The following is a 26,898-nucleotide window of genomic DNA, read 5'->3' as shown; positions in this document are numbered from 1 at the left end:
CGACGTATTATGCCGCATATGAAGAGCTGTACCTTGAGATAAATCAGGATTAGATTTCCTGACAGAAGAATCGGTACAGACTCTAGCTCTAACATAATTAAATGTGAGCGATACCTGATAAATTCAAGTTCAAAAGATAGCGTTAAACCACTTTTTTTCCAAATACATTATAAAGGATGGCGTATGTGGATTCAGAAGACTATACACCTAAATGCACGAAAGCGTGGATTTCATCTCATTACTGATGAAATTGAACAACAGATACACGATATCAATTCTCTATCTGTTGGTTTATTACATCTTTTTATCCAACATACCTCTGCCAGCCTCACGCTAAACGAGAACGCTGATCATACCGTCCGTACCGATATGGAATCACACTTTAATAAGTTTGTCCCAGAGCGAGCGCCCTACTACAGACACACCTATGAAGGTGATGATGACATGCCTGCCCACATTAAAGCATCGACACTTGGCACCAGTGTGACAATACCAATTAGCAATGGTCGTTTAGCTTTAGGAACATGGCAGGGCATTTACTTAGGAGAGCACCGAGATTGTGGTGGAAGCCGAACTGTGATTGCTACGATGCAAGGTGAGTAGACTGCTTGAAAACAAGATCTCCTTAATAAAAACAATATCTTGTTAATAAAAAAGAGTGGTGTGTTTCCACGACCACTCTTATAAAAATAGTATTTGGCCTACTGTAGGCCGAAAGCTTTAGAAGGGCTGATTGATCATGACCCTAAAGGTCCCTTCATCACCACCTCGCGCCAACTCAGCACGAACAACAATGCCTTCCACTTGGAAACGCACCGCGCCACCTAAGCTCCATTTCATGTCCGAGTGCAGTGTTTTGATGTCGTACTCATCGGCAACGCGCCCTAATTCAGCAAACGCTACCCATTGCCACCAAGGCAAATCGTAGTAGTTTATCAGTGGGATATCGCCAAGTGGTTGCCAGTCAGGAAGTACTCGGTACTCAGCAGAATAATGAACTGCAGAGCGACCGTGATAACGACCTCCGGTATAACCTCGTAAACGATACAAGCCACCCAATCGAGCTTGCTCCGTTTCTGGTGGGCGAGCACAATCTTGCCCAGAGCAGTTATCCCACGTTGGCGTGTCAGCGGTATAGAAATCAAATGCTAAAACTTGTTGATCGAATAAGTCCCCTAAAGGACCTAAAGCAAAGTACTGGCTATTTTGGAAGGTCCACTTAAGCCACAAGTCATCGTTAGACCAACTCTCTGCGCCAGTGGTGAACTCAAGGTTAGTGTGAGAACCTCTGGTCGGGTTGCGTGTGCTATCACGGTTATCCCAATCAAACGCCAAACTAAAGCCTGTTGCCTCCTCGGTATTATTTAAACCTTCCAACTCACGAGCAGTATAAAAAGGCGTAAATAGAATCGAACTGACACCCGATTCGATTGGCGAAGCAAAGCTCACATCTTTGATTGGCTGAAAAGCACCGAGTAAACCGTGTTCTGCAACGTTGCCCCAAGGTAGCAAATACTTAAACTCAAACTGATAGTTTTGCTCTAAGCCATCAGCAATGGTTTTGTCATCGATAGATGAATCATTATCGCCTTGAGAACCAATGTAATACGGGTTGTCGTTGAAGCGCGCTTGATACATCTGAGTGCTAAACAATACGTTCTCAGACAAGGCATAGTTAAAAGCCGATAGAAAACCGACGTAACTGTCTTTGTCTGAATAGAGTGCCATACCAAACAGAGCGGCTTGAGGTTGCCAAACACCCTTTGCGACACCCGCAACCCCAAAGGTGTTACCCATGGTTTCGGTGCTGAAGTAGAAAGGAACAAAGGCTGAATCTTTTTCTTCACTCACAGCGGAAGAAGAAAAGCTGACACCGAGTAATGTCATTGCAGACATTAGCCAGCTTCGAGTCGTTCGCTTGAACATAATTTACTTATCAAGATCCATGATTACTTCACATATTCCATCGCAACACGCGAAGTCAGCTTAGTGACTAACTCGTAAGCGATAGTGCCGATATGTTCAGCCACTTCTTCTGAAGGTAAACCTTTACCCCACAGAGTCGCTTCATCGCCGACTTTATCTGCCGCATCAGGGCCTAGATCAACCGTTAGCATGTCCATTGATACACGTCCTGCGATCGGTACTTTTCGACCGTTAACGAACACTGGAGTACCGTTAGGTGCAGTACGAGGATAACCATCACCGTAACCAATCGCGATAACACCAACCTTGGTATCACGTTCACTGGTCCAGTTTCCGCCATAACCCACACTTTCACCGGCTTTCACATCGCGAACGGCAATTAGGTGTGAGGTCAGGGTCATCACAGGCAAAAATCCAAGCTCTTGCGCTGATTTATCAACAAATGGAGAGACACCGTAAGATATGATTCCCGGACGAACCCAATCAAGGTGGCTGTCTGGCCAAGCGAGTAAACCCGCAGAGGCAGCAAGTGAACGCTCCCCTTCACAACCTTCAGTAAGCGACAAGAAAAGCTCTGTCTGTTCAACGGTGGTTGCTCTATCCAGTTCATCAGCACAACCGAAGTGGCTCATGTAACGTAGAGGTTTGGCAACATTCGCACATTGATGCAAACGCTCAACAAAGTTTTGGTATTGCTCAGGGCGAACACCTAATCGGTGCATACCACTGTCGACTTTTAGCCATACCACAACGGGTGTTTCCAAATCCGCATTCTCTAGCGCGCTTAATTGCTCTTCACAATGCACCACCGTTTGAATGTTATTGGTCACCAAGATTGGCAAATCGCCCGAAGAGTAAAATCCTTCCAGCAACAAAATAGGTTTAACAATGCCACCAGCACGAAGTTGTAACGCTTCTTCAATACGCGCCACACCAAAAGCATCAGAGCTTTTTGAATGCTTGGCTATATGCAGTAAGCCGTGTCCGTAGCCATTGGCTTTCACAACAGACATGACCTTGCACTGAGGAGCCTTCGACTTTATCTGGTTCAGGTTATGTTCGAGCGCGTTTAAGTCAATGCTCGCCGTCGCCGCTTTCATGTAAGTCATTAGCGATTACTCATCATCAAATGCAGGGCCTGCATAGTTATCAAATCGGGAGTGTTGGCCTTGGAACGTAAGACGAACAGAACCGATCGGACCGTTACGTTGCTTACCAAGGATGATCTCAGCAATGCCTTTCAAGGAACTATCTGGGTTATAAACCTCATCACGATAGATGAACATGATCAAATCGGCATCTTGCTCAATCGAACCTGATTCACGCAAATCCGAGTTTACTGGGCGCTTATCAGCACGTTGCTCTAGGGAACGGTTAAGCTGAGAAAGTGCCACAACCGGAACGTTGAGCTCTTTTGCTAACGCTTTCAATGAGCGAGAAATCTCGGCGATTTCAAGAGTACGGTTATCAGATAACGAAGGTACACGCATTAATTGAAGGTAATCTATCATGATCATAGAGATACCATCGTGTTCACGAGCGATACGTCGAGCACGAGAACGCACTTCTGTTGGCGTTAGACCCGAGCTGTCATCGATATACATATTCTTCTTATCCATCAGAATACCCATACTCGACGAGATACGAGCCCAATCTTCATCATCTAGCTGACCAGTACGAATCTTGGTTTGGTCTACGCGAGAAAGTGACGCAAGCATACGCATCATCAGCTGTTCGGCTGGCATCTCTAGCGAGAAGATTAAAACCGGTTTGTCTTGCTTCATCGCCGCGTTTTCACACAAGTTCATCGCAAATGTGGTTTTACCCATCGATGGACGAGCAGCAACAATAATTAAGTCAGAGCCTTGTAGACCTGCTGTTTTCTTGTTGAGGTCGTTGAAGCCAGTATCGACACCTGTCACACCATCTTGCGGCGTTTTGTATAGGATCTCGATACGTTCTAGCGTCTTCTCTAGAATGCTATCAACGTTTTGTGGACCTTCGTTTTCACTTGCACGGCCTTCGGCAATCGCGAAGACTTTACTTTCAGCAAGATCAACCAGCTCTTCCGATGTACGACCTTGAGGGTCATAACCAGAATCAGCAATCTCATTCGCGACACCAATCAGGCTACGAACAAGTGCACGTTGCGCTACGATATCCGCATACGCATTGATGTTTGCGGCACTTGGTGTGTTTTTCGCTAAGTCAGCAAGGTAAGCAAAGCCACCCACTTCTTCAAGTTGCTCACGCAGCTCTAAATGTTCAGAGAGTGTAATAAGATCCAGAGGAGAACTTTCTTCAAGGATATCCTTTACCGCTTCAAAGATCAGACGGTGAGGACGGCTATAAAAGTCTTTGGCCACAACCTTTTCGGCAACTGTATCCCAGCGTTCGTTATCTAATAACAAACCGCCAATAACAGATTGCTCAGCTTCTAATGAATGTGGCGGGACCTTGATGGCGTCCACCTGATCGTTGGCTGATTTCTGACTTTTGGTATCCACTATGACTACACTCAATAACTAATAATGATCGTTCATTATACCCAAGAACATCCGTTTGTAATCCGATCCTATGAGTTTGTTTTATTCTTCAGGAAGAATTTACCTATTGCTGACGGAATTAACCAAGGGTAGCATTACGATCCTGCCATTCACTCACTGTATAACTAGAGGTATACGTGTCCAAATTATTGGCTCTGAGCTCTGGTCTTCTAAGCACTGGTCTCCTGAGCGCTCCGATGGCCTTAGCTGATGATGCTAAAGACTCTGTTGATGCAATCCTCGACTCTATAGTAGTTTCAGAACCTACTTCTGAGCCGATCGTCGTTGCACCGACACCTGAAGAAAAAGATATGGATATCGCACCGAGTGATACAAGTGATACAGAACTACCGAGCCCGCTAAAAACGGAAGTCGAATTTGGATATCAGTCGCATACTGGTAACTCTGATTCACGAGCGCTTAACGCACGCCTTAACGGTGAGTACACGGCTGGCCGTCATAGAACCAGTGGTGAATGGAAATACTACAACCTCTACAAAGATGGCGAAGAAGATAAAAGGCAATCGACTTACTCAGCTCAGAGTGACTACAAGTTAAGCCCTAAAACCTACCTTTACGGCAGTTTCAAAGGAGTCGACTCGAGATACAGTGCTTACTTTAAGGACTACACAATTTCGAGTGGTCTGGGTTACCAGTTTTCGAATACCGAAGAGTTTGTGTTGGAAGTCGAAGTGGGACCAGGTTTTCGTTACCAAGAACCGAACCTTGATGAGATTGATGATGATGACATCATCTTCCCAGAGATTGTTGAAGAGGCAATTTTCCGTGGCAACGTGAATACGTCATGGCAGGTGTTGAAGAATTTGCAGCTCAAGGCAGACGTGACGCTTGTCTCTGGTCACAGTAACCTAAAGTTTGATACTGAGTTAGAAGCCATCAACGATATTACTGACAATATCGCGCTGAAGATCGCTCACTCTCGCCAGTACCACGATAAAGTGCCTGAAGGCTTAAGCAAACAAGACTCTGTTCTATCGATCAACTTGCTCTTCCAGTTCTAATCTTAGGCCACCTCTAACCTTGAGAACAACTTGTTCAGCAATAACAGCTTATGGATCACCGTAAGCTTTTTACCTACTGTAGCCCTTCCTTGTACTTTCCTATATTCCAGACATAAAAAAACACCAGCCGAAGCTGGTGTTTAAAACTTTCAAAAGAAAGAATTCGTCTTGGTACTGAAATTACTCAGCTGCAACGATAGCGATTTTCGCAGTAGCAAAAACTTCAGAGTGAAGTTGGATGCTTACTTCGAATTCGCCGATGTTACGTAGAGCGCCTTCAGGTAGGCGTACTTCGCTCTTAGCTACTGCAACACCTGCCGCTGTAATAGCGTCAGCGATGTCACGAGTACCGATAGAACCGAATAGTTTACCTTCGTCACCAGCTTTAGAAGCGATTGTAACGCCTTCTAGAGTGTTAACGCTCTCTGCACGAGCTTCAGCAGCAGCTAGTTGCTCAGCAACTTTAGCTTCTAGTTCAGCACGACGAGTTTCGAACATAGCAACGTTGTCTTTAGTTGCCATAACTGCTTTACCCTGTGGGATAAGGAAGTTACGAGCGTAACCAGATTTAACGTTTACTTGGTCGCCAAGGCCACCTAGGTTACCGATCTTATCAAGTAGAATAACTTGCATTATCTTAGTCCTCTTAAACTATTATTAACTATTACCGATTACTGATGCTTGTCAGTGTACGGTAGTAGAGCTAGGTAACGAGAACGCTTGATAGCGCGAGCTAGTTGACGCTGGTACTTAGCGCTTGTACCAGTGATACGGCTAGGTACGATTTTACCAGCTTCAGTGATGTAGTTTTTAAGAGTTGCTACGTCTTTGTAGTCAATCTCTTGTACGCCTTCTGCAGTGAAACGGCAGAATTTACGACGACGGAAGAAACGAGCCATGGGCTATCTCCTGATCTTAAATTTAGTAAAGCGGTCTTTCACAATTATCGAAATAACTATCAATGACCTAAAACAAGTTGAGAATTTTTTAAGGCGTTAAGCCAAAAAAGAATTACTCAGCAGCTGCTTCTGGTTTAGCTTCTGTACGCTCTTCGCGACGAGGAGCACGCTCTGCACGCTCTTCTTTTTGCTTAAGCATAATAGATTGCTCAGTCACAGCGCCTTTAGTGCGCATGATCATGTTACGTAGAACTGCATCGTTGAAACGGAAAGCAGTTTCTAGCTCGTCAATCACTTCTTGACCAGCTTCAACGTTCATAAGAACGTAGTGAGCTTTGTGAAGCTTGTTGATTGGGTAAGCCATTTGACGACGACCCCAGTCTTCTAGACGGTGGATAGTACCGCCAGCTTCAGTGATAGAACCAGTGTAACGCTCGATCATGCCAGCAACTTGCTCGCTTTGATCAGGGTGAACCATGAATACGATTTCGTAATGACGCATTTGGTTGCTCCTTACGGATTATTAGCTTCCACGAGTGGCCCGGTCGTCCAGAGGAAGCAAGGAACTAAAGATAAATGACCGAGTTTTAAGGACGGCAAATGTTATAGAAAGAACCCGGTATTGGCAAGCGCTATTTGGTGAATAATGAAACAGTTTTTCTGTCGCCATCTAGCCATCCGACAAACCGATGGATTTTGCTATAACAGCCTAAAAAGAAACGCCCACCAGCAAGTGGTGAGCGCTAATAAATTCATAGACTTAAAGCAGCGTTAACGCATTACTGAGCTAAACGCTGTCTTACCGCTTCGAACAGGCAAATACCCGACGCCACAGAAACATTTAAGCTCGATACGCTACCTGCCATTGGAATCTTAATCAGATCATCGCAAGTTTCACGAGTTAAACGACGCATACCGTCACCTTCTGCACCCATAACTACCGCAAGAGGACCCGTTAGCTTCGCTTGATAGATATCATGCGTTGCTTCACCTGCCGTACCCACAAACCATACGCCCTGCTCTTGCAGTGCACGCATTGTGCGAGCTAGGTTGGTTACGCGCACGAGAGGAACCGTTTCAGCTGCGCCACATGCAACCTTGCTTACCGTTGCTGTTAACGGCGAAGAGCGATCTTTAGGTACGATAACAGCAGCGACACCTGCGGCATCCGCGTTACGTAGACAAGCGCCTAGGTTATGAGGGTCTGTTACGCCGTCTAGAACTAACAGCAAAGGCTGTTCGTGCTGCGCTAGGATATCGTCTAGGTGAGTTTCATTAAGCTGCTTAGCAGGCTTCACCTTAGCAATAAGACCTTGGTGATTCGCACCTTGTGCTTTTTCATCCAACGGCTTACGACCCATCTGTTGAATCGACACACCAAACTGTTGCAGTTGGTTCAGTAATGGAAGAAGACGCTCGTCTTGGCGACCTTTCAATACATACGCTTCGATAAAACGTGCAGGATCTTTTTCTAGTACGGCTTTCACCGCGTGAATACCGTAAATAAATTCGTTACTCATTGTCTCAACTTACTCTTATTGCTCAGAGATGAATGACATCAATGCCGATGTGTCCACCTCTGTGTTGTTCATTTCGAGAGTATGCGTCTTGTGCCTGATACTCTCGCATTAAAGTCATTTCACACTAAATCAGTAGGCGCTAAACCTGATTAGCAGAGCGCCTTATTAGCCTTAAGATTTATCAGTCTTAAGAGTTATCAGCCTTTGGCTTACGGCTTGCTGCACGCTTTTTCTTAGCGCGAGCTTTAGCAGCACCGGTTTTATTCGCTGGCTTTTTCTTCTTAGCAGGGCCTTCGCTGCTTCCGTCAGGTCGCTTAGTTGGCTCAACCATAGGCTTCGCTGATACACCTGGTTTATTACTCTTCACTGCTGAGCGCTTCTTGCTTTTCGCCTTTTTCATCGCTTCGGCTGCACGCTTCTTGGCTGTTTTGCCTTTGCCACGCGGCTGACGATCAGTGTCTTCTAAGTCAAAGTCGATTTGGCGAGTTTCTAAATTAACCGCAGAAACCTTCACTTTAACCGAATCACCCAAGCGGTAGATATTACCTGAGCTTTCACCCACTAGACGCTGACCAACAGCATCAAATTGGTAGTAATCATTCGCTAGCGCTGAGATGTGTACCAAGCCATCAATGTGCAGTTCAGTTAGACGAACAAAGAAGCCAAAACCAGTCACGTTGGCAATCACACCATCCATCACCTCACCGACATGGTCTTGCATGTATTCACACTTCAACCAGTCGTTTACTTCACGCGTTGCGTCATCAGCACGACGTTCAGTCATTGAACACTGCTCGCCGTAGAAGTCCATATCATCGAAAGTGTAGTGGTAACCACCAGTTGGCGTCCAACGTTCGCTGTTACGACCTTCTTCTTTCGCAATAAGGTACTTAATCGCACGGTGCAATAGCAAATCTGGGTAACGACGAATTGGCGAGGTAAAGTGAGCATAGCGTTTAAGAGCTAAACCAAAGTGACCCGCGTTATCCGCGTTGTATACCGCTTGCTTCATTGAGCGTAGCAGCATAGTTTGGATTAATTCACGATCTTCACGTTCATTAATCTGTTGCATCAGTTGTGCATAGTCTACTGGTGATGGCGACAGACCACCTTCCAGTGTTAAACCTAATTCACTTAAAAAGCTCTTGAAGCCCATTAAGCGCTCTTCGCCCGGAGTTTCGTGAACACGGTACAGCGCAGGCTCTTTCGCTTTTTCTACGTAAGATGCCGATGCGATATTCGCAAGAATCATACATTCTTCGATGATCTTGTGTGCATCGTTACGAATTACTGGCTCAATACGGTCAATCTTACGATCCGCATTGAAGATAAACTTAGTTTCTACCGTTTCAAATTCAATCGCACCACGTTCGTCACGCGTTTTCTTAAGCACCTTATACATCTTATGAAGCTCTTCAAGATGTGGTACTTCAGGTTCGTAACGCTCACGTAATTCTTCATTGCCATCTAAGATCGCGCCTACTTTGTTATAAGTAAGACGAGCATGAGAATTCATTACCGCTTCGTAGTGCTTGTAGCCTGACAGTTTACCTTTGTCTGAGATAGTCATCTCACACACCATACATAAACGGTCTACCTGAGGGTTCAATGAACACAAACCATTTGAAAGCACTTCTGGCAGCATTGGCACGACTTGTGACGGGAAGTATACCGAGTTACCACGGTTAATCGCTTCTTTGTCTAGCGCTGTATCTGGGCGAACGTAGTAACTTACGTCAGCAATCGCTACCCATAGACGCCAGCCGCCGCCTTTCTTCGCTTCACAGTAAACCGCATCATCGAAGTCACGCGCATCTTCACCATCAATGGTAACCAATGGCAGTTTACGCAGGTCTACACGTCCTTCTTTTGCTTCTTCAGGAACATGCTCACCTAGGTTTTCGATTTGCTTATCTACCGCTTCAGGCCACTCTTGTGGGATCTGGTGAGTACGGATCGCAATCTGCGTTTCCATACCCGGCGCCATGTTTTCACCAAGAACTTCGGTTACTTTCCCCATCATGTTACGAGAACGACCACCGCGATCCGTAATTTCAATCACAACCACATTACCCATTCGAGCACCGCCTTTATGCTCAGTAGGGATCTGGATGTCGTGACTAATACGCGAATCATCAGCAACAACGTAAGAATGGCCGTACTCTAGGAAGAAGCGACCAACAAGTGGCGTTTTACGCTCTTCAAGCACACGAACCAAGCGACCTTCACGACGGCCACGCTTACTGTTGTCAGTAGGCTGAACCAATACGTAATCACCGTGCATGATGGTTTTCATCTGATGATGCGGCAGCACGATATCATTGTCTTTACCCACACTGCCGTCTGGGCGAACCCAACCATGACCGTCTTTATGACCAATCACATAGCCTTTGATCAGTTCCATCTTCTCAGGCAATGCGTAGCACTGACGACGAGTAAAGATAAGCTGTCCATCACGCTCCATTGCACGCAAACGACGACGCAGCCCTTCATATTGTTCCTCTCCAGCAAGACCCAAAGCTTCGAATAGATCGTTGCGGTTCATCGGAATATTCGCGTCTGTTAGAAACGAAATAATGAACTCTCGGCTTGGTACTGGGTTATCGTAATTTTTCGACTCTCGGTCGGCAAAAGGATCAACAGTGGTTGTCGCTGTCGTATTTTCTGACGTTGGTGTGTTTTTTGACATAGGCGGGCCTGCTTAAGCAAGGAAGGTATATACCCCTAGTATATCTGATGCTAGGGGTAAGCTACAGATATGCTTTAGAAAACACTCAAATAACCTCAGATTGATACATATCTTCACTTTGTGAAACATCGCTTCATAGACGTGGATTATCATCAAAATTTCAAGCAAACGATAAAACAAACGTTTGCGCCATGAATGAAATACACTATTATCCACGCACTTTACCAACTCCTGTTCTGGGTATGATATGAAACTAAAACGCACTTTATTGGCTTCAGCTATGGCGAGCCTAGCGCTGTTCCCATTCGCAAGTTCGGCAATGGAAAAGGCTGACCTGATGATTACCGATGCGATGGTTCTAACCATGAACCAAGACAAAACGGTTTATGAAAGCGGTACTGTTGTCGTCAAAGACAACAAAATCATTGCGGTTGGAGATGCTTCACTAGAGAAGCAGTACCAAGCTAAGCAAGTGTTAGACGTGGATGGCGATATCGTTATGCCAGGTCTCATCAATACCCATACTCATGTATCAATGACAGTTTTCCGTTCGTTAGCCGATGATGTGCCAGATCGCCTGCACCGTTACATCTTTCCGCTAGAGAAGAAGCTAGTATCGCGAGACATGGTACGCATTGGTGCGAACCTAGGTAACGTTGAAATGGTGAAAGGCGGTGTGACCACTTACGCCGACATGTACTACTTCGAAGATGAAGTCGCAAAAACCGTCGATAAGATCGGTATGCGTGCCATCCTAGGTGAAACGGTGATTAAGTTCCCAGTCGCCGATGCGGCCAACGCCGAAGAAGGCATTAAGTACGCGTTGAACTTCATTGAAGAATACAAAGATCACCCGCGAATCACACCAGCGTTTGCCCCGCATGCGCCTTACACCAACACCACAGAGATCCTGCAGAAAATATCTAAGCTCTCCCTAGAGTTAGATGTTCCAGTAATGATTCACCTTGCAGAATCACACCGTGAAGAAGAGAAAATCGCAGAGCGTTCTGATGGATTGTCCCCGGTTCAATACATGGACAGCATTGGCGCACTCAACAAGAACTTGGTGGGTGCACACATGATCCTTGTTGACGATCATGATATCGAACTGGTGAAGAAATCGGATATGGGCGTGGCTCATAACATGAGTGCTAACATCAAGTCAGCAAAAGGCGTATCACCTGCGCTTAAGATGTATGACGAAAACGTGCGTATCGGTTTAGGTACTGATGGCCCAATGTCTGGTAATACACTGAGCACCATTGATGAATTCAACCAAGTCGCTAAGGTTCACAAGTTAGTTAACAAAGATCGTGCTGCGATGCCGCCGATCAAAGTGATCGACATGGCGACCATGGGCGCAGCAAAAGCGCTGCACATGGAAGATAAGATCGGCTCTCTTGAAGCAGGCAAACTGGCTGACATCATAGTGATCGATACTAAGGCGCCAAATATGGTTCCAGTCTACAACCCATACTCAGCACTGGTGTACTCAGCTAACTCAGGCAATGTTCGTCACTCCATCGTTGATGGCAAGATCATCATGCAAGATCGCGACATGCTAACGGTAGACGAAGATAAGATTCGTCAAGAAGCACTCGATTTCACCAAGGTTGTTCGTGAAACGGTGATTGAGTCTGGTGAGGTGGTTCAATAACGCTACCGAATTAGATAAACGGTTTTCCGTTCAGATCAAAAAAGGCCTCGCTGATGAATCTCAGCGAGGCCTTTTTAATACGAGTTTTTTAGATGATTAACGAGTGCAGTCATTAATCATCATTGCTCATTCAATAATCTGTCTTACCAGAACACGTCTCGACGCTTTGCTCGAGCAATAATATTGTCTGGCATTCTCTGTTCCAGACCGCTACGAAGCACAGTGATACGTCTGTGTTGTCTTTGATCTGCGGTTACCGAGTTATACAACCAACGGTAAGCATCTTCATAATCCAATGGGCTACCGTAGTCACGTAACAAGAGTTCCGCTAAGTGAATGCTCGCACTTAAGTTGCCCATAGAGGCCGCTTCACGTAGATACGGAATCGCACGCTCTTGATCTTGTTGTACCAAAGTACCACGAGAGTAATAACGACCTAACTGCTCTAATGCAGCGGGTAAACCTTGATGTGCCGCGTTTTCCATATAGTAAAGGCCAAGCTCTACATCTTGTGGAACACACACACCCCAAGCCAACATATCACCGTATAAAAACTCATAAGAAGGCAAGCTAATACGCGTTGCACGAGCAACGATATCTTCAACTAACTGGCACTTATCAGCTTTCACTCGCTCTAGATGTTGATTATTTTCGATTAAATTAATCAGTTCAGCTTCTGTATATATTGGAACGGGCTCTCCCACATCAGCCAAATTAGCATGACTCAAGGGTGAGCTCAGCGCCATTATTAATGAAGCTGCCACAATTCGTAGCTTCATACCTGCACTCTATTATCTGTCGCTAAAGTTATCTATTGAGGGGTGCAGAGGATTTCTACACGCACAAAACAGGGTGAACTTCACTTTCCATGATATCTGTATCGGCAATAACCCCGGCGGCTTTAGACAAAACTTGCCGCTAATGGGCAATATTTTGCCTGATGACGCTTAAAAGATCACCATCAAAGAGTGAACGGCTAAATTGCAGGTATTAAAAAGCCGACTTAATAAAGTCGGCTTTTAGAAAACTATTTTATTATCAAAGCACTGTTCGTGCCTGGTAATCACTCAGCAGGCATTATGCGCCGTATGGGTGAACCTTGATGATAGTTTCGTTACGATCTGGGCCAGTTGATACGATATCAATTGGAACGCCAGTTAGGTCTTCGATACGCTTGATGTAATCTAGAGCAGCTTGTGGAAGCGCGTCGATAGATTTAGCACCAAATGTGTTTTCAGACCAACCAGGCATTGTTTCGTAGATTGGCGTCGCTTCTTCGAATGACTCAGCAGCCATTGGAGAAACTTCTAGGATAGAACCATCTTTCATCTTGTAACCAGTACAGATTTTTAGTTCTTCTAGGCCATCTAGAACGTCTAGTTTAGTTAGACACATACCAGATAGAGAGTTGATTTGGATTGCACGACGCATAGCAACAGCATCGAACCAACCAGTACGACGTAGACGACCAGTTGTTGCGCCAAACTCGTGACCAACATCGCCTAGGTGTTTACCAACTGGGTCTTGCTTCTCAAGGCCATCGTATAGCTCAGTAGGGAATGGACCTGAACCAACACGAGTACAGTAAGCCTTAGTAATACCAAGGATGTAACCGATGTGACGAGGACCGAAACCAGAACCTGCAGCAACACCACCAGCAGTCGTGTTAGAAGACGTTACGTATGGGTAAGTACCGTGGTCGATATCTAGTAGCGTACCTTGAGCACCTTCGAACATGATCTTGTCGCCGCGCTTACGTGCTGCGTCTAGTTCGTCAGTTACGTCGATAACCATCGCAGTTAACATGTCTGCGTAGCTCATCGCTTGCTCAAGAACTTCTTCGTAGCTTACTGTTTCAGCTTTGTAGAAGTGCTCTAGTTGGAAGTTGTGGAATTCCATCACTTCTTTTAGCTTCTCAGCAAATGCTTCTTTATCGAAAAGGTCGCCAACGCGTAGACCGCGACGAGCAACTTTATCTTCGTAAGCAGGACCGATACCACGACCCGTTGTACCGATAGCTTTAGCGCCACGAGCGATTTCACGCGCGTTGTCGATTGCAATGTGGTACGGAAGAATTAGAGGACAAGCTTCAGAGATGAAAAGACGTTCACGTACTGGAATACCGCGATCTTCAAGAGGCTTCATTTCTTTTAGAAGTGCGTCAGGCGATAATACTACACCGTTACCAATAACACATTTAACGTTATTACGTAGGATGCCTGATGGAATTAAGTGAAGAACGGTTTTTTCACCGTCAATTACAAGTGTGTGACCTGCATTGTGACCGCCTTGGTAGCGAACCACGTATTTTGCATCTTCAGTTAAAAGGTCAACGATTTTACCTTTACCTTCATCACCCCATTGGGTGCCTAGAACGACTACGTTATTTCCCATCTTTCCAATTTCTGTTGCTAATTAAAAATGGATTCTAGCACTGAATCACACTTCTTGCAGTCACTTTTTGTTCATAAACGTTAACGCTGTACAAAAATAAACCAGCTATAACTGGGGGCAGATGTGTAAAGATACTGATATCATTGCTTTTTTACAGACAAAAGGCAGAACCATGTCTCAATCAATTTGGCTCGCTATTGGGCTCGTACTTATTGTGGAAGGGCTCGGCCCCTTGATTGCACCCAATGGCTGGAGAAACATGGTCGCGCAACTGAGCGAGCAACCAGACACGCAACTGCGCCGCATTGGAGGCTGTCTTGTGGTGGCTGGAGCGGTTATCGCTTTCATGACCTACCGCTAGGTTTCTATAAGTACTAATCTGTTTATAAGTACCACTCTGTTAAGCGCCTTCCCTCGCGCCCCAATAGTGAATCCACAAACATGTCTCCTCCTGAAAGAAGTCATAGAAAACAAAAAGGCTCCCACAATGGGAGCCTTTTAAGTTTTAACGTATTTTGCTTATTAAGCTAAGCATTCGCTAACGCATCAGCTTATTTTGCTGGAGCGCCGCTTGCTTGATTCATGTATTGGAAGAAGTCAGTCTTCGGATCCAGTACTAGAATGTCGCTCTTATCGCTAAATGATGTCTCATAAGCTTGCAATGAACGCATGAAGCCGTAGAACTCAGGATCTTTGCTGAACGCATCAGAGTAGATCTTCGCTGCTTCTGCATCCGCATCACCACGAGTGATTCGAGCTGTACGGTCAGCTTCAGCAAGAACTGTTGCCACTTCTAGCTCAGCTTGAGCACGGATAACTTCCGCTTTCTCACGACCTTGAGAACGGTGTCTACGAGCAACCGATTCACGTTCTGCACGCATACGGCGGTAGATAGATTCACTGATTTCGTCAGGAAGGTTAATCTTCTTCATACGAAAATCAACAACTTCAACACCTAAATCAGCCATCGCACTTTCTGCCGTTCCAGACAAAACGTTTTCCATGATCTTATCGCGTTCGCCATCAACTTCTAGTGCTTCTGCAGCCGCTACCGTTGTGACGACTTCGCTATCAGCAGAGTCTGGCAGGATGTCCTTGTTACGAGGGCCTGACACGATCTGCTTAATTTCACGAGAACCAATTTCAGAACGAAGAACATCTGTCACTTTACGCTCAAGAAGTGCTTCTGCCGTCATGATATTACCGCCACCGGTACTCAGATAGAAACGTCCAAAATCAGCAATACGCCATTTTGCGTAAGTATCAATTAGAACGTCTTTTTTCTCTGATGTTACGAAACGGTCAGAACGGCCATCCATCGTTTGAATACGAGCATCAAGTACTTTTACGCGATCAAACATCGGTAGTTTAAAGTGCAGACCTGGTTCATAGATTCGTGATACGCCGTTGTCATCGAGAACTCGACCAAAACGAATTACCATGCCACGCTCACCTTCTTGAATCACAAACACTGACATCAATAGAAGGGCAATCGTCACAACTAATACAGGGATCATTAATTTACGCATTATTAGTATCTCCCTTGGCGTGAACTGTCTGAACGAGTTTGAGTGCTAGGCTTTGGATCCGCTTGAGTTTCTAACTCAATTTGATCGTAAGTTGATGATGCTTTTGCAGGGCGAGAGCCCGACTGAGAACCACCTTGTGCGCCTAGCTTATCAATTGGTAGGTATAGCAAGTTACCGCTTGATTCAGAATCAATCAGGACTTTCGATGTGCTTGAGTACACTTTTTCCATTGTATCTAGGTACATACGGTTACGTGTTACTTCAGGAGCAGCTTGGTATTCAGGTAGCAGTTTCTCGAATTGAGCAACTTGACCTAGAGCACCATTAACTGTGCGCTCTGAGTAACCCACCGCTTCTTTCTTCAAACGCTCAGCACGACCTGTTGCTTTTGGAAGAATGTCATTTCGGTAAGCTTCAGCTTCACGCTCGAAACGCTCTTCATCCTCACGAGCCGCGATAGCATCATCAAATGCATCTTTCACTTGCTCAGGTGGACGTGCTGACTGGAAGTTCACATCAACAATCAGAATACCCATATCGTAGCTATCAATAATACGGTTCAACGTTTCTTGAGTGCTTTGACGAATCTGCTGACGACCACTTGTCAGGATACTATCCATTAGTGAGTCACCAATTACCGCACGAAGCGCAGAATCGGTTGCTTGGCGTAAACTGTCGTCTGCATTCGTTACACGATACAAGTACTTGTATGGGTCAGAAACACGGTATTGAACACCCATTTCAACGGTCACAACGTTTTCATCTTTCGTTAGCATCGTGCCAGCAGCACGTAGAGAACGAATCGCTTGAACGTTTACTAGTTGCTCATCACTGATTTCATCGATGAAGCGTGGGTGCCAGTTAAGACCAGGTTCTTCGATACGGTCGAACTGACCCAGTCGAAGTACTACTGCTCTTTCTGCTTCGCCAACAGTGTAGAAACCAGCGAAGAACCAGATAGCAATCGCAATAACGGCAATGACACCAAAGCCAATTGCACCGCCACCACCAATAGATGGCCCGTTACCGTTGCCACCCTTTTTACCAAACTTGCCACCTAACTTTTGACTTAGTTTATTAAACACTTCGTCTAGATCTGGCGGTCCTTGATCTCGGCCGCCGCGATTATTTTTATTACCCCAAGGGTCATTATCGCGGCCGTTATTATCGCCGTTGTTGTTATTTCCAGGCTCATTCCACGCCATTAGAAAGCTCCATCATTTGATATGACGTTATACTGTAGCAGTCTCTTTGGTAACGATAAAGTCACCTAAGAGCGCCCCTTCTCTTTTTTCAAGTTTAGACCAATCTATTTGTTGCATTCGGATATCTATCAACAAGTTACCATTTTCATCATACTCTTCCTGTTGAATACATTTCATCTCGAAGAATAAGCTGCGAATGCGACCCTGATGTTGATGTGGAATACACAACCGGAATTGAACCATCTGGCTAGCTAAACGCTCAGTTAAAGCTTCAAACAGTAGCTCAATACCTTCTCCTTCCATTGCAGAAACCCAAACAGCGCGAGGTGCGCCCTCTTCGTCTCTTTCAATTCGAGGTTTTTGGTCTTCCATGCAGTCAATTTTGTTCATGACTACAAGGGTTGGCACTTCATGAGCATCGATTTCTTCTAATACTTCATGAACAGCCTGAATGTTCTCACGAAAACGGTCATCACTGGCATCAACAACATGTAACAAAATGTCAGCTTCCTGCGTCTCTTGTAATGTTGCCTTGAACGCAGCGACCAAGTCGTGTGGTAGATGACGGATAAAACCTACGGTATCTGCGAGAATTGCAGGCCCGACATCTGCCAAATCAATCTTACGTAGTGTTGGGTCTAGGGTTGCAAACAGTTGGTCTGCCGCATAAACACCAGCACTTGTGATGCGATTGAAAAGTGTTGATTTCCCTGCGTTGGTATAACCAACCAAAGAAATTGTTGGGATTTCAGCTCGATTACGAGCACGTCGTCCTTGTTCACGCTGTTTAGCAACTTTCGCTAAACGACGTAGTATTGCCTTTATACGGTCACGCAACAAACGTCGATCGGTTTCCAGTTGAGTTTCACCTGGACCACGAAGACCAATACCACCTTTCTGCCTTTCAAGGTGAGTCCAACCACGAATCAATCGGGTAGAGATATGACGAAGCTGAGCGAGCTCAACTTGTAGCTTACCTTCATGAGTTCGCGCACGTTGTGCAAAAATATCTAAGATCAAACCCGTGCGATCAATCACACGACATTTACACAATTGCTCGAGGTTGCGCTCTTGGGCAGGAGAGAGGGAGTGGTTAAAAATCACAATTTCAGCACCGGTCAGCTGAACAGCTTGTGCGATTTCTAGGGCTTTACCTTCTCCAACGTAGTATTTAGGGAGTGGGGATTGTCGGCTACCAGTAATCACTTGTAGCGTTTCTACCCCCGCTGAGGAGACCAGCATTTCACATTCGCTTAGATCTTCCCATTCTCCCTCTTGCGTGAAGTTGATATGAACAAGTACGGCTCGCTCGCCGGATTCATAACGGTCAAACAAGCAACCAACTCCTTATTACAGCGCAAGCTGTACAAATTGAACGATTAATCTTCAGTCTTCTCTGGACGATCAGATGGCGTGCGTTGCTCGCCGCTGTGGTGACTAACTGCGCGAGCAGGTACCACAGTAGAAATCGCATGCTTGTAAACCATTTGGTTTACTGTGTTCTTCAATAAGATCACGAATTGATCGAAAGACTCGATCTGACCTTGCAGCTTAATGCCGTTAACAAGATAGATAGAGACTGGAATGCGCTCACGACGGAGTGCATTTAGGAATGGGTCTTGTAGCGATTGCCCCTTAGCCATTTTATTTTCCTTATTTGTATTTTGTTGTAATTATTTAGCTAGTGGTGCACAAAAAGGTGCGGCCTTTGCATCTGAGCTAAATGAATAAAAAAACTCCGTTGTTATTGAAAGGCTGTGATTTTTAAAAGCCTCAATAACGGATCCTTTCCAGAGTATATTCACGCAAAAGCGATCACATTATACACAGCAATACTAATCAGATGCTATTGCATCTGAAAGAGTTTCTAACGCTTGATCAATGTTTTCGCTATCTAACCAAGTTAAATCATCCCAACTGCGCAACCAGGTGATTTGTCGCTTGGCCAACTGACGGGTTGCACAGACACCACGGAAAACCGCTTCGTCTAAATCACAATTACCGTCTAAATAATCCCACATCTGCCTATAACCAACGCATCGGATCGATGGCAGTTCAGGGTGAAGATCTTCTCTGGCGTACAACGCCTTCATTTCATCTTCAAACCCAGCTTCTATCATCTTCTCGAAACGCAGCTCAATGCGGCGATGGAGTTCAGTCCTTTCCTTGGGAGCTATTGCAAATTGTTTTACACGAAATGGCAGGCTATCGCCTTTCGTTTGAGTTAGCTCTGTTAATGTTTTACCCGAAATTCGGTAAACTTCCAATGCCCTTGAAAGCCTTTGTGGATCATTTGGGTGTATTCTTTCAGCGGATACGGGATCTATCTCTCTTAATTGATCGTGCAATGCCTGCCAACCTTGTTCGATAGATTCCGCTTCAATCTGCTTACGAATCTCTTGATCCGCGGCTGGTAATGGCGATAAACCTTCCAACAATGCTTTGTAGTACAGCATTGTGCCACCAACAAGTAACGGGATTTTGCCTTCCGCTACAATCTTATTCATTTCATTGATCGCATCACGACGAAAATCTGCCGCAGAATACGCTTCGCTTGGATCCAAAATATCAATCAAGCGATGAGGCGCGAGCTCAAGCTCTTCCGCATCCGGTTTAGCGGTACCAATATCCATGTCTTTGTAGATCAATGCCGAATCGACGCTGATGATCTCTACAGGGTATTTCTGACGTAAGCGGATAGCTAAATCTGTTTTTCCTGACGCCGTTGGGCCCATTAAAAACAACGCTAAAGGTAATTTTTCAGTCATGATATTTTGTATTTGCTTCTCTGTTTTAGCGCTTTTTAGCAAAGGGCTTTGTGTCGCGACGTATTCAGCTAAAAAGACAAAGGTCGTCGCGAAAAAATTAAACCGTAAACGCGGCTATAGTCGCTGAAAAGTCGATAGGATTAACAAACTCTGGATCATCTAATGGAAGTAGACCATGCCAAAGTTGTTCTAGTTCCCCAACTAGTTGAACCGCTTCAGATAAAGTGTAGTCGCTTTTTACTTGTGCGGTTTGAATCCCGATCCAGTTAACCAAAGCTGACAACATGTCATTAGGTTGCTTCACTGCACCCTGGGCATTTATTGAAGCCGCGTAAGATAACAGATCTGGGATCAAAATTTGTAAGTTTTGCTGCCTTAAAGGAGAAGGCACGCCCATCACCATTACCGCCTCGCTGTTTCGGGCCTTAAGCTCAATCCCCAGTAATGCCAGAGTTTGACTCAGCGCCTTAGCAACTTCGACAAGTTCACTACCCAGCTTAATCGATAAAGGCACCAATAGTGGTTGGCTTTTTAACGCACCACCTCGAGTATCAAGCTGACCAACAACACGCAATAACTCAGCCTTAGCCAAGGAAACCAGCACACTGCCGTTCTTATTGCCCATTACCAGATACTGACGTTCCACAATCGAGACCGCTTTGCCCAAGTCCGTTACAGGTGCTCTTGGCTTTAAATGAACAGGATTCTGTTGAGCAGGCTTAGCTTCTTTATTTTCTTTATTTTCTAAGTTGTCTCTGGTTTCTACTGGTGCCACATGCTCTTGAGAAAGTGAAGGCTGTACAACTTGCTCATCAAAATCTGGCGTTTTCAGAAGCTCTTTATAGGCTTTCACTTCTCGCTTAGATGGCGCGGGTTCACCATGATGTTGGTGTGGCTCTTTCTCTTTTTTAGGTTCAGGTCGAGACTCTATCCACTCTTGGCGAGAGGAACCGGTAAAACTGCTGTCACTAGTAGCCGAGCTTCGGCCAGCTAATGAACTTGGACTGGTTGATGAGCTTGGGCTAATTGATGAAACATAATGTCGCCCACCATCATTAACGCTGTGTTGAGGCTTATCAAAAGCGTGCTCTGATTCTGCTTTTCTCGGGTAGGCAGGCGTTTGCTCAATAGCGTGTCGCACCCTATCCGAAACTTGGGTTTGATCCGAACTGCTAGGCATTACGCTTTCTGGCTCAGCGAAACTTGCAACACCATCAACTGCAGAGCTCGTACTATCTTGCTGATGATGAATCACTTCTGACTGATGAAAAGCCGACTGATTTATTGGTGCAGCATCGATCTGCTTGCTCTGCGCTAAACCATCGCTCAATGCTTGGTAAATAAAGTCATGCACAAGGCGCGCTTGATGAAAACGCACTTCATGTTTTGCAGGGTGGACATTCACGTCCACCTGATGTGGGTCGAGTTCAATGAACAACACATACGTCGCGAATTGGTCTGGACGCAGGCTGGTTTCGTAGCTTTGACGAATCGCATGGTTGATCAGCTTGTCACGCATCATACGACCATTCACATAGCAGTATTGCAGGTCGCTTTGTTGTCTTGCTCCTTCTGGCGTGGTGATCCAGCCATGAAGTTTTAGGCCTTGATGCTCAAGTTCGATCTTAAGCATATGACGAACAAAAGGATTGCCACATACCGCAGCGATTCGCTTTTCTGCTTGAACTTGTGTTTTTGCAGCGCGGTACTGACGAATCATCTTGCCGTTATGACGAAGGTTGATCGTCACATCAAAACGACTTAATGCAATACGCTTGAGCAACTCATCAATATGGGTGAATTCAGTTTTCTCGGTGCGTAAGAATTTGCGGCGTGCTGGCGTATTAAAGAACAGGTCCAACACCTCAACCGAAGTGCCAATAGGATGCGCCGCAGGCTGCAGTTTCACCTGCATATCACGGCCTTCACTGTGTGCTGCCCAAGCTTGATCTTGAGTGGCAGGGCGTGACGTCATGGTTAAGCGCGCAACCGAGCTAATACTCGCCAGCGCTTCACCACGAAAACCAAGGCTGACGATCGCCTCAAGGTCATCAAGAGTGTGGATTTTGGAGGTAGCATGACGACTCAGTGCCAAGGCAAGCTCATCTTTTACGATGCCTTTACCATTGTCACGAACGCGGATCATCTTGGCGCCACCTTTCTCGATATCAATATCGATACGTGTCGCACCCGAATCCAAACTGTTCTCAACCAACTCTTTTACAACAGAAGCGGGTCTTTCTACCACCTCACCCGCTGCGATTTGGTTAGCTAACCGAGCTGGCAGTATTTTGATCGTCATATTTATAGCTACCTTACTGCCATTGATGGAAACGCTGCTACGTTTGCACTAGTTCTTATTTTTTATCATTGATATACCTGAAGCTGTTTAGCATTCCCAAGACTACTTGTGAGGAATAATCAACACTTGGCCGATAGCTAGACTGTCAGATCTTAGCTTATTCGCTTGGCGAATGCTGTTGACGCTCACGCCGTATTTCGAAGCTATCTTGCCAAGGTAATCACCTCTTGCAACTTTGTGTTTGCGCAGAGGAACATCTTTAACTTCAACCGTAATACGTAACTTTTGGCCTACTCTCACCGTCTCTGATTTCAAACGGTTCTCACGTTTAATATCAGCCACCGACACTTTATAGCGGCTGGCGATCTTACCTAGGTACTCTCCAGACTTAACCGTGTGAGTGATGGTCTTCGTTTTAACCGCACTGCTTGATGATGAAGTTGAAGCACTGCCTGGAATCTTAAGTACTTGGCCAATTGCTAGGCTGCTCGATTTCAGATTGTTGAACTTCATCAACGTCTGTGTCGACGTACCATACTTGCTCGCAATCACAGACAAAGACTCACCACGAGAGACTTTATGTTGGCTCACGCTGCCCGTTGATGACGTTGCGTTAGACAAGATAATCCCTTCAGGCGGGTTAGCCTTCAAATACTTAACCACCGCTTTAGTCACTGCTCGTGCCAATTTATCTTGGTGCGAACGTTGGAAAAGAAGCTTCTCTTCCGTCGGATTCGAAATAAAACCTGTCTCTACCAGTACTGATGGGATCTGTGGTGAACGTAATACTGCTAAGCTGGTGTTAATCGGCTTGCTATTGTGCAGTTTCGCAACCTTACCCATTTCAGACAGAATTGCCGTTGCCAGTTTGTAGCCCTCTTTTTGAGAGTGGCTAAACTGCAAATCAAGCAGGGTTTGGTTTACGTTCTTATCATCAATATTGCTTGTGAACGCTGCACCGCTACCACCAAGCAATTCAGACTGTTTCTCTTTATTCTCAATCCAACGAGAGATCTCGGTGTTAGCGCGTCGAGTGTTCAATACAAACACTGAACCACCTCTTGGTTGAGGCGTCGTAAAGGCGTCGGCGTGAATAGAGATCAACAGGTGAGCTTCATTCTCTCGAGCAATCGCAACACGTCGATTCAGGTTCACAAAGTAATCAGCATTACGAGTCATACGAGTTTTGATCCCCGGGACCGCATTCAGTTGAGCTGCTAACTTCTTAGAAATACTCAGAGTCGCGTTTTTTTCGTATTTACGCGTAGGACCAATCGAACCTGGGTCTTCACCACCGTGGCCAGGATCAATCACAATTAGAATATCTTTCTGGCGCTTAACCTGATTAATGTTCTTACTTACCGTTGGCTTACTCGGTGTCGATGTCGCTTTACTTGCCGCACCATGAGGTAAGTCGATCACCAAACGGTGTCCATACTGACCACCTGGGGTCGGGCTCAGTTTGAATAATTCTGCTTTAGACGACTTCTTTAACTCAAAAACCAAGCGATAGGTGTTTTTGTCTGGCGGTGAGCTCTTACGAATCTTAGATAGAACAGGGCTGTCTTTCACCTCGACCGGTAACTTAGTCGCAAGACTGGTATTTTTTAAATCAACCACTAAGCGACTCGGGCTACTCAGGGTGAAATAGCTAAAGTCCGCTTCTGATTTTAAGTCGATAACCACACGAGTTTCTTCTGGAGAAGGCCAAACCCTTAAACTTTTCAGTGAGTTTGCAGAAACAAGTGAAGAAAACAGTATAGAAAAAACAGCAGCCATCATGGCCACTGTTGAAATAAGGCGTTTAGAAATCAACATAACTCCAACTGACTAAGTAAGCGCTGTCCGTATTCACTATTAGCGGTTAAAGAAACAACACGGTGATCGTCTTGGTAACGAATATCAATATCCAAATCGGCTTCTGGTAGCATCCCATAACCTTTCTCAGGCCACTCAACCAAACAGATAGCATCCGGCGTAAAATAGTCACGAATTCCCATAAACTCTAACTCTTCAGGATCGGCTAGGCGATAAAGGTCAAAGTGGTACACCTGCCAATCTGCAAGTTGATAAGGTTCAACTAGAGTATACGTTGGGCTTTTTACATTTCCTTGATGGCCAAGTGCTTTTACAAAGCCACGACTGAAAGTCGTTTTACCTGCGCCAAGATCACCATGCAGATAAATAGTCGTCTGCTGTGAGCAAAGATTAGAAAGCTCCGTTCCTAGTTGAATCGTTGCTTGTTCATCTTTCAAAGTAAATTGTTTCGTGCTCATGAATACGTTCTCTAAAAATCGATCGTTGACTATATAAAAATCAAAAGAACAAGAATAGTAAACCGTGATGCTTTTGGGAGACAAGCACTCAAGTGTAAGTTCTATGAAAAATACTGCTCAAAACGCGTCTGTTCTGGTCAACACCACTAAGATCCGTTAAGATCCGCCCCCATTTTTGCCGAACCTAATTTTAATTAGCCTTATCTCTAATTGTAAAACAGAGAAAATAAGAAATAAGCCATGAATCTAGACCATCTTGCTGAAAAAATTAAAATCTGGGGAAAAGAGCTGGGCTTTCAAAAAGTTGGCATCTGCGATGTTGATTTAAGTGAACACGAAGCCCCTCTTCAAGCATGGCTAGATGCTGGCAACCACGGCGAAATGGATTGGATGGCTCGACATGGGATGATGCGTGCACGTCCTGATGAACTTCACCCAGGCACAATTCGAGTGATCAGCGCTCGAATGAACTACCTACCACCAGAAGCTCAGTTCGCCTCTAACCTAAGCGATACCACTCAAGGCTACATCAGCCGCTATTCTTTAGGCCGCGACTATCACAAATTGTTCCGTAACCAGTTGAAAAAGCTAGGACAAAGAATTGAAAAAGAGGTCGAGGGTTTAGACTCACGCCCTTTCGTCGATTCAGCGCCCATTTTGGAAAGACCACTCGCTCAAAAAGCAGGGTTGGGCTGGACAGGTAAACACTCATTAATTCTTGATAAAGACGCTGGCTCTTGGTTCTTTCTAGGGGAGCTGTTAGTTAACATCCCTCTTCCCACGGATGAACCCAGTGTTGATGAGTGCGGCAAATGCACCGCATGTATCACTTCTTGCCCAACGGGTGCCATTATTGCTGATGGCGTGGTTGATGCGCGCAAATGTATTTCGTACTTAACCATTGAATATGATGGTGTGATCCCTGAAGAGTATAGAGATGCCATTGGTAACCGTATCTACGGTTGCGATGATTGTCAGTTAGTTTGCCCATGGAACCGTCATGCCGAACTTACAGAACAAACCGACTTTCACCGCAGAGAAGATTTCCAAGAAGCCGATCTGGTTTCACTTTCAAGTTGGGACGAAGCAACCTTCCTAAAGAAAATGGAAGGCTCAGCAATCAGACGTATCGGCCACACCCAGTGGTTACGCAATATCTTTGTTGCGATGGGCAATGCACCATTTCAACAACGCATTATTGAAACCCTGGAGTCTCATCAAGGCAAAAACGAAATGCTTGATGTGCATATTGAGTGGGCTTTGAATAAACAACTACAGCAGTTACCCAACGCTAGCAGTGTGCAAGAAGATAGCTCTACGCAGAAAAATAGCTGTGTGCAAAAAAGTAACAGCAAAATCTCCACCAAAAAGCACAGACTGATACGTATAGTAGAGAAAGGACTACCAAGAGACGCCTAGCCCTTTTGGTATCAACGATTGACAGCGACACCCACATCGATAGTCCAATATTTAAGACAACTCGTTGCACATAATTTTAGAACAATGTTTGACCTTGTTCTCAATTCTAACAATGTGGAAAAAATTCAGAACTCTCGTAAACTTCCGACACCCGAGCAAAGTTAAACACAGTACCGATAAATGATTAAGATCAAAAAACAACAAGTTAACGATCTTTTATTAAATCCAAGATAGGCATCCAACTTGATAAAAAACAACAAGTTACGATCGCTGCAATTCATCTAATATATTGAAAACAAGAAAGATCTTTTAGGGATAGGTAAAGAATTAAGCCTGAAACAACTTTATCAACCAAGTTATCCACACCTAACATTTTGTGGATAAGTCTGTTTATAGATGTGAAAAACCTCAAGTGTCTGCTTCAGAGACCTGATATTTACTAGCATTTCAGTTGCTAAGAAAAATTTAAGACAAAAAAATATCCACCATGATGGAGGATTATTTGCTTTTTTGGGGGATTATGCTTCGCAGCATTAAAGAAAGAGCGTGACCTTTGTGGTCGCCTTTAAACTCTGTGATCTAAAGAAAAACACGGTGGTTTAAAGAGTCTTAATAGCTTTTTTAGAAGAAAGCTGGAGCGATACATCGGGTTCGAACCGATGACCTCAACCTTGGCAAGGTTGCGCTCTACCAACTGAGCTAGTATCGCATAAGTTAACCGCTATCGCGTTTAACTGTAATGTGGT

The 26,898-nt window shown here is 45.1% G+C and carries 23 protein-coding genes and 1 tRNA gene; 5 read left to right on the top strand and 19 right to left on the bottom strand.

Translation table 11 applies throughout. From position 1 onward, the window contains the following. Positions 1-183: 183 nt before the first annotated feature. Positions 184-603 (top strand): secondary thiamine-phosphate synthase enzyme YjbQ, encoded by a 420-nt coding sequence (locus tag AB4512_RS13040; protein ID WP_372175009.1) that lies wholly within the window; start codon positions 184-186, stop codon positions 601-603. A gap of 117 nt (positions 604-720) precedes the next feature. On the opposite strand, the gene AB4512_RS13035 is transcribed toward AB4512_RS13040, so the two are convergent. The 3 genes from AB4512_RS13035 to AB4512_RS13025 are packed head-to-tail and all read right to left on the bottom strand — an operon-like array spanning position 721 to position 4,433. Then, positions 721-1,926: a BamA/TamA family outer membrane protein gene (locus tag AB4512_RS13035; RefSeq protein ID WP_017063184.1), complete on the bottom strand. Its 1,206-nt coding sequence runs from the start codon at positions 1,924-1,926 to the stop codon at positions 721-723. 23 nt (positions 1,927-1,949) lie between these two features. Beyond that, positions 1,950-3,035, bottom strand: coding sequence for an alanine racemase (alr, locus tag AB4512_RS13030; protein WP_017063183.1), 1,086 nt, complete (start codon positions 3,033-3,035; stop codon positions 1,950-1,952). A gap of 6 nt (positions 3,036-3,041) precedes the next feature. Next, on the bottom strand, positions 3,042-4,433 hold the full coding sequence (locus AB4512_RS13025) for a replicative DNA helicase (RefSeq protein WP_016767560.1): 1,392 nt from the start codon (positions 4,431-4,433) through the stop codon (positions 3,042-3,044). Between the two features lie 176 nt (positions 4,434-4,609). Here AB4512_RS13025 and AB4512_RS13020 point away from each other — a divergent pair, with 176 nt between their 5' ends. Then, entirely contained in the window at positions 4,610-5,494 is an 885-nt protein-coding gene (locus AB4512_RS13020; protein ID WP_372175008.1) for a DUF481 domain-containing protein, read from the top strand. 180 nt (positions 5,495-5,674) lie between these two features. Here AB4512_RS13020 and rplI read toward each other — a convergent pair whose 3' ends face one another. The 5 genes from rplI to rnr all read right to left on the bottom strand — a co-directional run bounded on the left by rplI (position 5,675) and on the right by rnr (position 10,602). Beyond that, positions 5,675-6,127 (bottom strand): 50S ribosomal protein L9, encoded by a 453-nt coding sequence (gene rplI / locus AB4512_RS13015; RefSeq protein WP_010434182.1) that lies wholly within the window; start codon positions 6,125-6,127, stop codon positions 5,675-5,677. Between the two features lie 38 nt (positions 6,128-6,165). Further along, positions 6,166-6,393, bottom strand: a complete 228-nt coding sequence (gene rpsR, locus AB4512_RS13010; RefSeq protein ID WP_000090472.1) for a 30S ribosomal protein S18 — start codon at positions 6,391-6,393, stop codon at positions 6,166-6,168. A gap of 112 nt (positions 6,394-6,505) precedes the next feature. Beyond that, entirely contained in the window at positions 6,506-6,895 is a 390-nt protein-coding gene (rpsF, locus tag AB4512_RS13005) for a 30S ribosomal protein S6 (RefSeq protein WP_004741278.1), read from the bottom strand. 277 nt (positions 6,896-7,172) lie between these two features. Next, the gene (rlmB, locus tag AB4512_RS13000; protein ID WP_017063180.1) at positions 7,173-7,913 is read right to left on the bottom strand and encodes a 23S rRNA (guanosine(2251)-2'-O)-methyltransferase RlmB; all 741 of its coding nucleotides are present in this window, start codon (positions 7,911-7,913) and stop codon (positions 7,173-7,175) included. 187 nt (positions 7,914-8,100) lie between these two features. Continuing rightward, entirely contained in the window at positions 8,101-10,602 is a 2,502-nt protein-coding gene (gene rnr, locus AB4512_RS12995) for a ribonuclease R (RefSeq protein WP_017063179.1), read from the bottom strand. Positions 10,603-10,849: 247 nt separating this feature from the next. Between rnr and AB4512_RS12990 the strand changes: the two genes are divergently transcribed. Next, entirely contained in the window at positions 10,850-12,259 is a 1,410-nt protein-coding gene (locus AB4512_RS12990; RefSeq protein ID WP_017063178.1) for an amidohydrolase, read from the top strand. A 143-nt stretch (positions 12,260-12,402) separates the two neighbouring features. Here AB4512_RS12990 and motX read toward each other — a convergent pair whose 3' ends face one another. Next, complete coding sequence (motX, locus tag AB4512_RS12985; protein ID WP_017063177.1) at positions 12,403-13,038, bottom strand: flagellar protein MotX; 636 nt, start codon at positions 13,036-13,038, stop codon at positions 12,403-12,405. Positions 13,039-13,336: 298 nt separating this feature from the next. Next, positions 13,337-14,653 (bottom strand): adenylosuccinate synthase, encoded by a 1,317-nt coding sequence (locus AB4512_RS12980; protein ID WP_010434108.1) that lies wholly within the window; start codon positions 14,651-14,653, stop codon positions 13,337-13,339. Between the two features lie 172 nt (positions 14,654-14,825). Between AB4512_RS12980 and AB4512_RS12975 the strand changes: the two genes are divergently transcribed. Then, positions 14,826-15,014: a DUF2065 domain-containing protein gene (locus AB4512_RS12975; protein WP_010434105.1), complete on the top strand. Its 189-nt coding sequence runs from the start codon at positions 14,826-14,828 to the stop codon at positions 15,012-15,014. Between the two features lie 190 nt (positions 15,015-15,204). On the opposite strand, the gene hflC is transcribed toward AB4512_RS12975, so the two are convergent. The 8 genes from hflC to tsaE form a co-directional block, all read right to left on the bottom strand. After that, complete coding sequence (gene hflC, locus AB4512_RS12970; protein ID WP_017059930.1) at positions 15,205-16,182, bottom strand: protease modulator HflC; 978 nt, start codon at positions 16,180-16,182, stop codon at positions 15,205-15,207. Between the two features lie 2 nt (positions 16,183-16,184). Then, positions 16,185-17,387, bottom strand: a complete 1,203-nt coding sequence (hflK, locus tag AB4512_RS12965; RefSeq protein ID WP_017063176.1) for an FtsH protease activity modulator HflK — start codon at positions 17,385-17,387, stop codon at positions 16,185-16,187. 27 nt (positions 17,388-17,414) lie between these two features. Beyond that, positions 17,415-18,722, bottom strand: a complete 1,308-nt coding sequence (gene hflX / locus AB4512_RS12960; protein WP_017059928.1) for a ribosome rescue GTPase HflX — start codon at positions 18,720-18,722, stop codon at positions 17,415-17,417. Between the two features lie 44 nt (positions 18,723-18,766). Next, a complete protein-coding gene (gene hfq, locus AB4512_RS12955; protein WP_017059927.1) occupies positions 18,767-19,030 on the bottom strand; it encodes an RNA chaperone Hfq in 264 nt (87 codons plus the stop codon). Between the two features lie 192 nt (positions 19,031-19,222). After that, on the bottom strand, positions 19,223-20,155 hold the full coding sequence (gene miaA, locus AB4512_RS12950) for a tRNA (adenosine(37)-N6)-dimethylallyltransferase MiaA (RefSeq protein ID WP_017059926.1): 933 nt from the start codon (positions 20,153-20,155) through the stop codon (positions 19,223-19,225). A gap of 97 nt (positions 20,156-20,252) precedes the next feature. Beyond that, complete coding sequence (mutL, locus tag AB4512_RS12945) at positions 20,253-22,457, bottom strand: DNA mismatch repair endonuclease MutL (RefSeq protein ID WP_372175007.1); 2,205 nt, start codon at positions 22,455-22,457, stop codon at positions 20,253-20,255. Between the two features lie 102 nt (positions 22,458-22,559). Beyond that, entirely contained in the window at positions 22,560-24,275 is a 1,716-nt protein-coding gene (locus AB4512_RS12940; RefSeq protein ID WP_017063174.1) for an N-acetylmuramoyl-L-alanine amidase, read from the bottom strand. Further along, a complete protein-coding gene (gene tsaE / locus AB4512_RS12935; protein WP_017059923.1) occupies positions 24,269-24,733 on the bottom strand; it encodes a tRNA (adenosine(37)-N6)-threonylcarbamoyltransferase complex ATPase subunit type 1 TsaE in 465 nt (154 codons plus the stop codon). The genes AB4512_RS12940 and tsaE overlap by 7 nt, the downstream gene beginning before the upstream one ends. A gap of 240 nt (positions 24,734-24,973) precedes the next feature. Here tsaE and queG point away from each other — a divergent pair, with 240 nt between their 5' ends. Next, a complete protein-coding gene (gene queG / locus AB4512_RS12930; protein WP_017059922.1) occupies positions 24,974-26,152 on the top strand; it encodes a tRNA epoxyqueuosine(34) reductase QueG in 1,179 nt (392 codons plus the stop codon). Positions 26,153-26,785: 633 nt separating this feature from the next. Here the strand turns inward: queG and AB4512_RS12925 are convergent. Continuing rightward, positions 26,786-26,861 (bottom strand) — tRNA-Gly (locus AB4512_RS12925). Positions 26,862-26,898: the final 37 nt, after the last annotated feature.

This window comes from Vibrio sp. 10N.222.52.B7 (assembly GCF_041474275.1).
Lineage (GTDB): Bacteria > Pseudomonadota > Gammaproteobacteria > Enterobacterales > Vibrionaceae > Vibrio > Vibrio crassostreae_C.
Note: the sequence above shows the minus strand (reverse complement) of the source record. Positions and strands in the feature narration are given on the sequence as shown.